Raw genomic sequence first — 12,322 nt, 5'->3', positions numbered from 1 at the left:
CGCTCGTGAATCGGAGCAGGTGCCGGCGCGGATACGGCCCGCGCCCGGCGGCACCGAGGTCCGCATCTTCGACTTTGCGGACCGGCGTGGATGCTGATGCGCATGTTCGAGAAGGGCGACTACCAGTTCCTGGTGCAGTACGGCGGTGGCGAGTGTGGCGGCTCTCGCTTGCGTGCAGCGTCAGCGCCGTCGTGATCTCCAGCCCGAAGACGACGGAATCTGATTCAGTCCGGGCCGGGACCGACCACCACGTACTCGGTGTTGCGACAGGTAAATACGAGGCGGCCGTCGGGCGCATGCCCGACGTGCGCGGAAAACGGACATTCTTCGGGCAACCCCTTGGTCTCGCAGTTGCTGGCCTTTCCGTCGTTGTCCACTTCGCACGTGGTGTAGGTCGTCGTCTCGATGCCGTTGTTGGCTGACACGGCGTAGCAACCCGGCCCGTCTTCGTTCGGGAAGATCGCCGTACCGATCGGACCGACGCCTGTCGTGACGTCGTCCGTGATCGATGCGCTGCCGGTCACGGGATCGACGAGCGCGAACGTCAGCCTGTTCGAATTCGCTCCGGTAGCCGCGCATGTGTAGATCGTGCTGCCGTTGCAGATCGCGCAGCGCACCCGCCGCCCGATGACGCCGATATCACCGACCACGACACCGGGCGCACCGGGGTTGCCGGCGGGATGGAACAGCAGTTTGCCCTCATGCACGCCGTCGCCGATCGTGACGGTGACCGCTGCTCCGTTCGGAAACGGGTAGAGCGAAAAAGGAGTGTGGCCGAACCCGAACGCACTATAGGTGACGGTTGGCTCACCGAGCGTCCACGATCCGGTTTTCGATTCGAACTCGAGCGGCCGGATGGTCTTCGCGATCTCGTCGAGCATGTAGACCGTATCCGGGATTCCGTCCGCCGGCACCGTGGCCGGCCAGGCATCCGAGTAGGCTCCGTCGAGGATTTGAACGTCGCCGAACGACTTCGTCTTTTCATTGAACGGCCACACGGAAACGCCGCCGAACGAATGGTGCATCCATGCCTGCGTGGCCTGCGTGCACGGACATGGCTGCGCACCGTCGGTACATGCGTCGCTGCAGTGACGCAACGGGAATGCGCCGAGATGCGATATGGTTTCCTCGTCGTCCAGATCCTCCTCGGTTTCCTCGTCATCCACGTTCAGCAGGATCGATCCCATTTTCGTGGCGACGGCCGCGAGGAGCTTGAACTCTTCGATCGGACCGAACGGACCGTGGAATGCGTAGCCTTGTTCGGATTCCTGGGCGCCGACCGCCGGGACGGCTTTCAGACCGCCGGAAACACACGTCACCGGCTTTCGAATGGTCGGTTTGAAAAGAACGTGTCCGAGCAACCCGAAGTCCTCGATCTCGGCGTCGACGAAGATGTCGCACCGGCCGACGCCCAGACATCGAATCGTCGCCGTACCGACCCACGCATCGCCATCCTGCGTAAGGTCGTCAGCGGAAGGCTCGGTGACCGCGAGTATCGTGCACGGAGTGTCCGGCTGATTGGTCGCCCTTGTCGTCACGTTGACGTCGTCCGGACGCGGGAGCTGTACGGCGCTGCTGCGGACGCGCACGCTGAACTCGACGGCCGGGGCTCCATCGACGAGCGACGTCGGCACTCCGCTTACCTGCAGCGAGACGACACCGGCCGCGCCTCCTCCGCCCTTGATCACGGTCAACGGTGAATAGTGCGAGAGCGTTCCGGTGAGCTTCGCATTGCCGGTCTCGGTATCGAAGATCGATGCGAGATCGCCGAGCGGCTCCGGCTCGTTGCCGGATGCGGTTCCGAGAAGTGGGAACTTGAATGCGACACCATTCTCGATCGCGTCGAACGTATCGTCGGGAAGGTGATACGTGACGTTCAGCGGAGGATCGAAGGTCAGGCCGTCGGGACCGAGGTCGTAGGCGTCGTACGCGCCGTCCTCGAGGTCGCCCGGCAGCTGCGCAGGAGCGAGGCCTTCGATCGTCATGTTTTCCGGCGACTCGAGCGCGCCGGGCGGCACCTCGATTTCGACGCGACCGTTGTGCGAGAGCAGCGTGCCGCCCGCCGGCGTGATCATCGCGCTCGAGGCGCAGTCCAGGCACTTCAGTGCGACGCTCTGGCCGACCGACTTCCTGAGGGTCAGCAGCGCGTCGGGCGCCGTGATGCTGCCCGACGCGTTGACGTCGCACGCGCACAGCACGCAAGCGGAAGAGCCGACGGAAGTCTTCAGTATGAATAGCGCGTCACTGGCTTTCGGCTGCTCGCCGGTGCTGATCGGCTGACCGCACGTCAGATTCTCGGCTGACGAGGGCATGACGAATGCGAGCAGTGTCAGCGACACAACGAAGAACGTCCTCTGTAAGTTCATGCGCACCTCCGTCCGGAAGAGGTGCGGACTCTATCCGTCGGGCAAGGACCAGAGAAGGCCCCACATAACCCGTACGAGACGGACCTGGACTTCGGCCGCGCTTTCATGTCCGCGGGACGTGGCAACACCGCTGCTGCGGAACATTCCCCGGGGAATGTCGCGGGATCCACCGCCTCCTCGTACTGTGAAGCCGAGCCTGGACGCTGGCACCGTCCGGCAAGATCGCGAGCAGCGCGTCGCGGCCAACGGCCCGCCGGATAACAATCATTCCATGGACGCCGTTGATTACCGCGCCGGTGGCGAGGACGCTCGGACGATGACTCGCGCACGGCAGGGCGGCCCGACCGGCGACAACCGCAGGCAGATCTTCGGACGATACGGCGAGGACGCGGCAGCGGAGTTTCTTCGCCGCAAGGGATTCACGATCCTCGGCCGCAACGTACGGACGGCGTTCGGTGAGCTCGATCTCATCGCGCTCGACGGAGACGTGATCGTATTCGTCGAGGTCAAGGCGAGGCGCGCGACGAGCGGCCTCGAAGCGGTCGATGCGCGCAAGCAGTTGCGTCTGTCGCGCCTTGCACTCGCATTCCTCGCTCGCGCCGGATGGCTCGGTCGCGCGGCCCGTTTCGACGTCATTGCAGTCGAGAGCGGGGGAGCTTGCACGCACGTGGTGAATGCCTTTGACTGCGCTTCCGGCAGCTGAAGCTCGGGCCGATCGGCCGGAGCCTGGTGCGCAGAGCGCGCCGCGGCCAGACAAGAACCTGTAAGGCGGCAGTCCCCATGCTCGATATCCGTATTCTTCGCGAACAGGCCGATTTCGCGCGCGAGCGGTTGGCCCTGGTCGGCTGCAGCCGCGACGAGGTCGACCACGTGATCGACCTCGACCGGCGTCGTCGCGACCTCATCATGACGGTCGAAAACATGCGCGCCGAGCGCAAGTCGGCGTCGAAGAAGATCGGATCGATGAAGCCGGGCGCCGAGATGGAGGCTGCGAAGACCGAAGTCCGCAGCCTGGGAGACAGGCTCGCGAGCTCCGAGAAGGAGCTCGCCGACGCCGAGGCCGAATTCGGCCGCCGCATGCTCGAGCTGCCGAATCTTCCGCATCCGGCCGTGCCGGCGGGCCCGGACGACAGCCACAACCGCGTCGTGCGCACCGAAGAGCCGACGCGCGTGTTCGATTTCGAGCCGCGCACGCACTGGGATCTCGGCGAGACACTCGACATCATCGACTTCGAGCGCGGCGTCAAAATCTCCGGCACGCGCTTCTACGTGCTCAAGGGCGACGGGGCGCGCCTGCAGCGTGCACTCATCACGTTCATGCTCGACCTTCACACCCGCGAGCACGGCTACACCGAGATCTATCCGCCGGCGATGGTTCGCGAGGAATGCCTGTTCGGCACCGGAAATCTTCCCAAGTTCGGCGACAATCTCTATCGCGACGCGGAAGACGATTTTTATTTCGTCCCGACGGCGGAAGTTCCCGTCACCAATCTGTATCGCGACGAGATCCTCGACGGTGCGGCGCTGCCGATCCGGCACGTTGCGTATACGCCGTGCTTTCGGCGCGAGAAGATGTCGGCCGGCCGCGACGTGCGCGGCATCAAGCGCGGCCATCAGTTCGACAAGGTCGAGCTCGTCAAGTTCGTCAACCCCGAAGGCTCCGAAGCCGAGCTCGACAGTCTTCTCGCTGCGGCCGAGGAAGTCTGCCGCCGGCTCGGGCTGCAGCATCGCATCGTCGAAATGTGCACGGGCGATCTTTCGTTCGTGGCCGCACGCAAGTTCGACATCGAGATCTGGGCGCCCGGCTGCAAGGAATGGCTCGAGGTCAGCTCGTGCTCGCTGTTCACCGACTTTCAGGCGCGCCGCGCGAACATCCGCTTTCGCGACAGCGACGGAAAGGTGCGGCTCGTCCATACGCTGAACGGGTCGGGCCTCGCGCTTCCGCGCGTGATGATCGGCGTGATCGAGACATACCAGCGCGGCGACGGCTCGATCGAGATCCCGCCGGCGCTGCGCCCGTACCTTGGCGGCCAGAGCGTAATCCGCGGGGTCGCATGAAAATCAGGGTCAGACACCGATTTCGCGAAATCGGTGTCTGACCCCGATTTTTCCGGAGGCATCATGACTACGTCGATCGCATTTCTCGGGCTCGGGACGATGGGCGGGCCGATGGCCGCCAATCTTGCGAAGAGCGGCTTCGAGGTTCGCGGCTGGAACCGCACGCCGGATCGCCCGTCGGCGCTTTCCGCGCGTGAAGCGGGCGTACGGCTGGTCTCTCCGATTGCCGAAGCCGTTGCCGGCGCCGACATCGTCGCGATCTGTGTCAGCGACGTGGACGACGTCGACGAAGTGCTGTTCTCCGACGGAGGCGCCGCGGCCTGCGCCGTCTCCGGTACGCTCGTCATCGACTTCAGCACGATCGGTCCGGTTGCCGCACGCGGATTCGCGACGCGGCTTGCCGCCGAAGGGCTGCGCTACGTCGATGCTCCAGTGACCGGCGGTGACGTCGGCGCGCGCGCCGGCACGCTTACAATCATGGCAGGAGGCGACAAGGCCGACTTCGATGCGGCGGCTTCGGTATTCGGTGCGGTTGGCAGGATTGCAAAGCATTGCGGCCCGGCCGGATCCGGACAGGCGGTTAAGCTGTGCAACCAGGTGCTCGGCGCACTGCACATGGTCGCCCTCACCGAAGCTATCGCGCTTGCGCGCATGCAGAAGATCGATCCGGCACTGGTGGTCGACGTCTGCGCGAGCGGCGCGGCGGGATCCTGGGCCCTCGCCAACCTCGGACCGAAAGTCCTCGCGCGCGATTTTGCGCCGGGCTTCATGATCAAGCACCTGGTCAAGGATCTGCGGCTGGTACTCGAGACGCCGCCGGGCGAGGGCCTGGACGCTTTGCGCGGGACCATGCTGGCCAAGAGCCTGCTCGAGAAAGTGATGAGCCTCGGCGGCAGCGACCTCGGCACGCAATCGCTTACGCTCGCGTACGAAGAACATCCCGACTTCGCCATCGACTGATCGCCGGCCTCGCGTCGCATCGAAAGCGACCCGCGCAGCCGGGCCATGCGGCTTTTGCAGCCGGCCGCGATTGCCTATTGCACGCCCATTCTCTAGTTGCAGCAGGCGGCGGAAGGCAATTCACGAACGTCGACGGCGGGCGGCAGTTCCCTGGTGGCGCGAGGCTCGAGCGGTCGCGGTTGTTCTGGTGCCCCTCGGAATTGCCATGCGTTTCTCACGGATGCGAAACCAGCCAATGTGCTTTCCCCGCTTTGTCGAATCTCCGGCCGAAAGGTAACCTCGCGTCGTGACTTCGAGACTGAAGATCATCCTGCTGTTCGTGATCCTGATCGTTCCGGCGGTGCTCAGCGCGGTTACGACGAAGCTGGCATTTTCGCGGGCCGAACGCGTCGAATTCTGCGCCTCGTGCCACACCATGACGCCGTGGATCAACGACGTGACCGGCGCCGACGGCGACTCGCTGGCGCACGAGCATTTCTCGCGCCGGCTCATCCAGCACGACCAGTGTTACACCTGCCACAGCGACTACGGGTTTCTCGGCCCGCTCCAGGCCAAGCTCAAAGGCGTCCGGCATCTGATCGCCTTCTACATAGACCCCGACCGCAAGGTCGAGCTTTACGGGAAATTCCCCAACGCGAACTGCCTGCAGTGCCACGCGGAAGGGAAGGCGTTTCTCGAGGATTCCAACCACGAGCCCGTTGAGGACCTGCTGTCGGGAAAGGATCTCTGCGTCGATTGTCACGACACGGCGCACAACGTCGAGCAGGACGACGACGCGGCAGTCGATGCCGCGCCGGACGGCGACGGTGACGATAAGGAAGCCAGGAAGGTTGACGCCGTCAAAGCCGCTGACGGTAACGGCGACGCCGGTGAAAAGGGCAAAGGAGACGACGATGCCGAGGACGGAGAATAGGCGATGCCTCCCCTGATCCGCATTGCGTTGCTGCTGGTCGCGATCGCGACCGCGTTCGCCGTCTCCTGCCTGATCAAGACTACGGCGCTGTCGATGACTTTCTTCTTTTCGATCAGCCTGCCGGCTTACGGGCTGGCCGGCATTCTTTACATTGTGGAAGTGGTCCGCGATCTTCGCCGCCACAGCGTTCTGTAACGGGCCGGACTCTGGCGTCACGATATTGCTGCAGCACGGTTCTCATACGTAGTATAGTGCCGCAATTTCGTCTCCCAGTTACGGCTGCATGGCGGCCGAAGGAGGGCAGGAGCATGCGACGATCGTTACGGAAGACTGTCTCCAGTCTCGCAGTCACGCTGGTCAGCGTCGTCCTTGCCTCGCAGGCGGCCGCTGCGGTTGGCGACTGCGGCCAGCCGGTGACCGGCGGCGAGTCTGCAACTACCAGCGACTGCCAGTTCATTCTGAAAGCTGCGGTAGGCATCGAAACGTGCGCGACCGAGTGCATCTGCGATACCAACGCAAGCGGCGCCGTTTCGACTAACGACGCACTGCAGTGTCTGACGAGTGTCGTCGGTGGAGACCCCCTCGATGGTTGCCGTTGCCCGGAGTGGCCGGGAGGGCCCGCGATCAACGAGTCGTGCACCGTCTGCCACGGCCAGGGGCGTACCTTCGGAGTCGAGGTCGTTCACCAGGGCCTTCAGACCCCGGCCGACGTAGTCGCGAGCATCGACGACGTTACGATCGACGTCAATGATGCGACGCAGGAAGCCACGTTGACGGTCGACTTCACGGTCACCGGTCCCAGGGGCGAGTATATCTGGGGCCTCGGAGCGCCGTCGTCGTCCGACCCGACCCGCTTCGCGTACCTGCGATTCGCGCTCAGCCAGTTGACGCCGCCTGCTGTTCTCAGCGGCGATCCGGATACGTGGGTCAGCTACACCACGGGAGACCGGAATCCCGCCAACCTCATCGATCACCACGACGGAACTTACACCTACGAATTCACGACCAACCTTTACGACCTGTACGTCGAGTCGAACCGACATCGGCTGTTGATGATCGTTTCGGGCGATATCGTCGAGCAGGCAAAGAACGTCACTTACGACTTCGTGCCGGAGCAGTTGCCGGGCCCGTTCGACTTCGACCTGAGCCGGGACATCGTCACCACCGCCGCATGCAACGAGTGCCACGGGCGTCTCGGCAGCACGCTTGGCGGCGCGAGCTTCCACAACGGTGAACGCTACGAAACCAAGGCCTGCGCGACTTGCCACACGAGTACGTTGGGTGAGGAGGGAGTGGCAGAGTTCACGCCGATGATCCATCAGATCCACACGTCGCAGGACATCGGCGGGCTCGACGATTTCTCCGACGTGACGTTCCCTCAGGACCCGAGAAACTGCGCCAAGTGCCACGCAGGACCGGACGGCTTGAACTGGCAGACGCGGCCTTCGATGACGGCGTGCGGGTCGTGCCACACCGACGTCAATTTCGCGACGGGAGAGAACCATCCGGGCGGCCCGCAGTTCAACAACGCCAACTGCAGTTTCTGCCACTCGCCGACCGATATCGAGGTAGCCCACCGGACCGAAAACGCGACGGAGCACAATCCGAACGTTCCGGAGGGTCTGGTCACTTTCGAGTACGTGATCGAGAAAGTCACCGTCAACAAGGACAACGTCGCCGTCGTGAAATTCCACATCAACATGGATGGCGAGCCGCTGGATCTGAGCACTATTCCACCGCCCGGATTCAGCGGCGGGCCGGCCTTCCTGCTGGCCTATGCGCTGCCGCAGGACGGTGTGGCCGAAATGATCGACTACAACCAGCTGGGCCGCGACGCGGCGCAACCCGCCAGCGTTTCGCTGTCGGCCCTGGCGGGGAAACTTACGGGCACGCCCGAGAGCTACACGGCCGTGCTTTCCGACGCGCCGTTCCCGGAAGGCGCGACCATGCGTGCCGTCGCCATGCAGAGCTATTTCACGCAGCTTGCCAATCCGGAAAATCCGGAAAGCGTGGATGTTGCGCGCCATACCGCGTCGGTCATCAAGGCGGTCAGCGGCGATACCGTGCGTCGTACCGTCGTCGACAGTGCGAAGTGCCTGAGCTGTCATGAAAACCTGGAACTGCACGGCGGTGCGCGCGTCAACAACGTGCAGGTCTGCGTCGTGTGCCACAATCCCAATCTCAGCAGCAGCGGGAAGACGACCGACGCGACCTTGACGGCTCCGGAGCAAAAGGAATTGCTCGCCGAAGCCGGCTACGATCCAAACGATCCGCTGACCTGGCCGGAGCGAAGCATGCAGCTCAAGAACCTGGTGCACGGCATCCACAGCGCGGACAAGCGCACCTCCGATTTCGAATTCGTGCGCAACCGCTCGAACGGCCTCTACTACAACTTCAGCGATGTGACGTTCCCCGGGATCCTCAGCAACTGTGAAACCTGCCACCTGCCGGGAACGTTTGGTCCTCAGCCGCCTGCCGGCGCATTGGTCAGCACGGAAGTCACCACCGACGGACTCAACCTGTCGCAGGCCGATGTCATTGCCGCGAGAAAGACGGTTCCGAATCCCACCGATCTCGTGAACAGCCAGACGGCCGGCAGCTGCTACCTGTGCCACGACAGCGATCCGGCCGTCGCGCACATGGGACAGAACGGTGGTGTGATTCTCGGATGGCGTGCCGAGGCCTTGGGCGACTGATGGGCGGACGCGCCGCCGTGATAGCCGGGTTGGGACTTGTCGCAGCCTTGTGGACGGGCAGCTGTGCGGACCACAGCCGTACCGTGCTGGCGCCGCCGTCGATTGCGGGTGCCGAGTTCGCGGGTTCCGAGGCTTGTGCGGACTGTCACGAGGACATCACGCGCAAGTTCGGCACGGCGATCCACTCGGTACTCGTGGCGCATGGAGAGAACGCCAAGGCGGTGGGTTGCGAAGGCTGCCATGGGCCCGGCAGCCTCCACATCGAGTCGGGTGGCGAGAACGGCACGATTGTCAGTGGTCGCCGGTCGCCGGAGATCTGCTACCAGTGCCACGTCGACAAGCGCGGTGACTTCGCGCTCCCTTACGCCCATCCGGTCAGCACCGGCCCACTCAACCTGACCACGGCGAAGATGGCCTGTTCCGACTGCCATTCCCTCCATGAAGGAGATGCGGTGGTCGGAGGCGGGACATCGATCGAGAAGCAGAACGACCTTTGCGTATCCTGCCATCCCGCGCAGCGCGGTCCTTTTGTCTTCGAGCACGAAGCGATGCGTGAGGGGTGCGTGTCGTGCCACGATCCTCACGGGTCGGTGAACCAGAAGATGCTGGTCGCGCGAGACGCAACGCTGTGCCTGCGCTGTCACATGCAGCAGCAGTTGCCGTCGGCAACGACCACGTTCCTGATCGGCGGAAGAGATCATTCCAGTTTCCTGACCCAGGGCACCTGCTTCAGCGCGGGCTGTCACGAGGCCGTTCACGGCTCGAACGTGAGCACCTCGTTGCGCTTCTGAGGAGCGACGGGAGGGCATGGCATGAGAAGAATCGTTCGACGGAGCTCCACGAGCGTGGGCCTGCGCGGCAGCGGCTTGCCGGGAATGCTTCGCGCAATGCTGGCGGCCGCGTTTCTCCTGTCTGTCGGTGCGGTGGCCGGCGCCGAGGAGGCCACCGCTCCGCCATCGACTTCGCCAAAGACGGATGCAGCCGCTCCGGCCGGCGCAGAAGCACCAACCGCGACTGAAAAAGCACCAACGGCGACCGAAGAAGCACCAACGGCGACCGAAGAAACAGCGGCAACCGAAGAGGACGATGCCAAGGCTCGCGACTACGAGGTGAGCGGCAGGATTGTCGGCACCGGCGCCTTCGTCCACGGCGACGCCGCCCAGTTCCAGCAGCGTCACCGGATCCCCGAGGATGTCTCCGGCGGGATCGACAAACTGCATTTTGCCACCGAGATTGCCGAGGACACGCAGCTCGAGCTCGACGGTCGTGCCATCTTCGACAACCACGACTACCTGCTGAACCTCTCGATCGAGAATGAGGAGAAGGGTTTCCTCCACGTCGGCTACCGCCAGTTCCGAACCTGGTACGACGGAAGGGGCGGCTACTTCCCGCCGACGAACGCTTTCTTCGTGGAGTACAATCCCGAGCGCGGTATCGATCGCGGAGAAGCATGGGCCAACGGCGCCCTGCTTCTACCGTCCCACTTCAAGCTGACGGTAGGGTACCGATACCTGTTCCGCGACGGGAGCAAGGACTCGGTGAGCTGGGGCGATGCATCGACGATCGGCGCCAAACGCAACATCGTCCCTTCGCGCTACGACATCGACGAGAAGCGTCACCAGGTGAACGTCGCGCTGAGCCGCGAAACCGAAACGACGAAGATCGGAAGCGCCGTCCACTACGAGTTCAGCGATCTCGACGATCGCCATCAGATCGTTCGCGAGCCCGACTCGCCGACGGCCGAACGCCGCGTCACCGACAGGCAGAACCCCAAGACCGACCTGTGGGGCACGCACGTGTTCGGGACCCACAGCCTCCTCGACGGGAAGGTCACTGTTTCGGGCGCCTACGCATACAACGATATCGACATGGACCTCGCCGGATCGCGTATCTACGGCGCCACGTTCAATCCGTCGTTCAGCCTGTTCTCCCCGAACCGGCAGCAACGCGACGAGGGCTACTTCGACCTCGACGGAAGCAGCCGCATGAAGGAGCACGTCGGCAATGTCTCGGTGTCTGCGAATCCGTTCAAGGACGTTCAGGTGCTGACGGCGCTGCGGATCCGTGGGGAGAACCTGGACGCGCACTCCGAGTTCGTGGAATCGAGCGTGGGTAGCGGCCCGACGCACACGACCGCTCTCGAGGATGTCGCCGGGTTCAGCACTCAGAACCAGATCTCGTACGCCGAGGACATCGAGGCCAGGTACAAGGGCATCGAGAACGTGGTGCTCTACACCCGAGGGCAGTGGGAGCAGAACGACAGCGATCTCTACGAAGCCGAGAGCGACCCGGCGGCCCCGGTGCTCGGCCTGGAGCGCTCCACCGACATCAAAAGGCTTCGCCAGAAATACGCGGTCGGGGCGCACTACTATCCGATCCACTGGATGAGCATTTCGTCGGAGTACTATTACGGCAAGAACCACTACGACTACCGGCACGACATCGACAGCACATCCAACGAGCCGACGAGCGACAACCGCTATCCTGCTTACATCGACAGGCAGACCTTCGTTACGCACGACGTGAACGTGAGGACGACGCTGCGACTGCCGCACGATGTCAACCTCGTCGTGCGCTACGACTACATGGACTCCACGATCGATACCGGGGCCGAGTTCCTGGACCGCAAGGAGAGCGCGGACACGCGGAGCCACGTGCTTGGGGCAACGGCGACGTGGAACCCGGTGAACTGGTGGTGGACGCGCACCGGCGTCAACTACGTGCACAGCACCGTCGACACGGCCGCCGACAACTACGACACGCCCGTGGCCGGTTTCCTTCACAGCTTCGACAACGACTACGTGATGGCGAATTTCGCCTCGGGAGTCGCCATCGACGCGAACACCGACGCCGAGTTCCTCTACACGTGGACGTCGGCCGATAACTACCACGACGTCTCGGCCTCGACCGTTGCGTACGGATCGCGGTTCGAAGAGAACGGCGTGCACCTGCAGCTGGCCCGCCGTTTCAACGACCACACGCGCGTCGGGGTGGGATACGGCTTCTTCGACAACGACGAGGCTTTTGCGGGAGGGCAGTACAACTACTCGGCTCACATCGTCACGACGAGTGTTGAGCTCGACTACTGACGGCCGCGCCCGCCATTCCTGTCCCGCGATCGCAGACAAGCTCGGGTTTCTCGCTGACCTGTGGACTCGTGCGGTCTGCTCCACCGAGCGCTGTCGCAGAGGTTTCCGGCAGACAGGCTTCTCACGGAGACCGGGGGCATGGGCTAGTGGCCGCATCCACCCCAGACAGAGACCTCCGGGATTTGTCCCATTTCGAAATGGCCGGTCGGGACGAGACGCCTCACGCAAGGAGGCGGAGAT

At 63.8% G+C, this 12,322-nt stretch carries 9 protein-coding genes; 8 read left to right on the top strand and 1 reads right to left on the bottom strand.

Translation table 11 applies throughout. The features are described 5' to 3' along the window. Positions 1-224 precede the first annotated feature (224 nt). Positions 225-2,366, bottom strand: coding sequence for a hypothetical protein (locus tag VN634_11715; GenBank protein HXC51545.1), 2,142 nt, complete (start codon positions 2,364-2,366; stop codon positions 225-227). Between the two features lie 316 nt (positions 2,367-2,682). Here VN634_11715 and VN634_11710 point away from each other — a divergent pair, with 316 nt between their 5' ends. From VN634_11710 to VN634_11675, 8 genes are all read left to right on the top strand, one after another. After that, positions 2,683-3,069 (top strand): YraN family protein, encoded by a 387-nt coding sequence (locus tag VN634_11710; protein ID HXC51544.1) that lies wholly within the window; start codon positions 2,683-2,685, stop codon positions 3,067-3,069. Between the two features lie 77 nt (positions 3,070-3,146). Then, positions 3,147-4,424 carry a serine--tRNA ligase gene (serS, locus tag VN634_11705; GenBank protein ID HXC51543.1) on the top strand — a complete coding sequence of 426 codons (1,278 nt, stop codon included), beginning with the start codon at positions 3,147-3,149 and terminating at the stop codon, positions 4,422-4,424. 63 nt (positions 4,425-4,487) lie between these two features. Then, complete coding sequence (locus VN634_11700) at positions 4,488-5,384, top strand: NAD(P)-dependent oxidoreductase (GenBank protein ID HXC51542.1); 897 nt, start codon at positions 4,488-4,490, stop codon at positions 5,382-5,384. A 286-nt stretch (positions 5,385-5,670) separates the two neighbouring features. After that, complete coding sequence (locus VN634_11695; GenBank protein ID HXC51541.1) at positions 5,671-6,297, top strand: NapC/NirT family cytochrome c; 627 nt, start codon at positions 5,671-5,673, stop codon at positions 6,295-6,297. 3 nt (positions 6,298-6,300) lie between these two features. Further along, the gene (locus VN634_11690; protein ID HXC51540.1) at positions 6,301-6,492 is read left to right on the top strand and encodes a hypothetical protein; all 192 of its coding nucleotides are present in this window, start codon (positions 6,301-6,303) and stop codon (positions 6,490-6,492) included. 113 nt (positions 6,493-6,605) lie between these two features. Then, positions 6,606-8,993, top strand: coding sequence for an OmcA/MtrC family decaheme c-type cytochrome (locus VN634_11685; GenBank protein HXC51539.1), 2,388 nt, complete (start codon positions 6,606-6,608; stop codon positions 8,991-8,993). A gap of 17 nt (positions 8,994-9,010) precedes the next feature. Then, the gene (locus VN634_11680) at positions 9,011-9,784 is read left to right on the top strand and encodes a cytochrome c3 family protein (GenBank protein ID HXC51538.1); all 774 of its coding nucleotides are present in this window, start codon (positions 9,011-9,013) and stop codon (positions 9,782-9,784) included. 21 nt (positions 9,785-9,805) lie between these two features. Then, positions 9,806-12,082 (top strand): hypothetical protein, encoded by a 2,277-nt coding sequence (locus tag VN634_11675; protein ID HXC51537.1) that lies wholly within the window; start codon positions 9,806-9,808, stop codon positions 12,080-12,082. Positions 12,083-12,322: the final 240 nt, after the last annotated feature.

Source organism: Candidatus Limnocylindrales bacterium (genome assembly GCA_035571835.1).
Taxonomy (GTDB): Bacteria; Desulfobacterota; Binatia; order UBA1149; family CAITLU01; genus DATNBU01.
This window is presented reverse-complemented; position numbering and strand designations above follow the sequence as displayed.

Coding starts and splice junctions, on each gene's coding strand:
- VN634_11685 (HXC51539.1), top strand. CDS start 6,606: ATGCGACGATCGTTACGGAAGACTGTCTCCAGTCTCGCAGTCACGCTG.
- VN634_11690 (HXC51540.1), top strand. CDS start 6,301: ATGCCTCCCCTGATCCGCATTGCGTTGCTGCTGGTCGCGATCGCGACC.
- VN634_11715 (HXC51545.1), bottom strand. CDS start 2,366: ATGAACTTACAGAGGACGTTCTTCGTTGTGTCGCTGACACTGCTCGCA.
- serS (HXC51543.1), top strand. CDS start 3,147: ATGCTCGATATCCGTATTCTTCGCGAACAGGCCGATTTCGCGCGCGAG.
- VN634_11700 (HXC51542.1), top strand. CDS start 4,488: ATGACTACGTCGATCGCATTTCTCGGGCTCGGGACGATGGGCGGGCCG.
- VN634_11710 (HXC51544.1), top strand. CDS start 2,683: ATGACTCGCGCACGGCAGGGCGGCCCGACCGGCGACAACCGCAGGCAG.
- VN634_11675 (HXC51537.1), top strand. CDS start 9,806: ATGAGAAGAATCGTTCGACGGAGCTCCACGAGCGTGGGCCTGCGCGGC.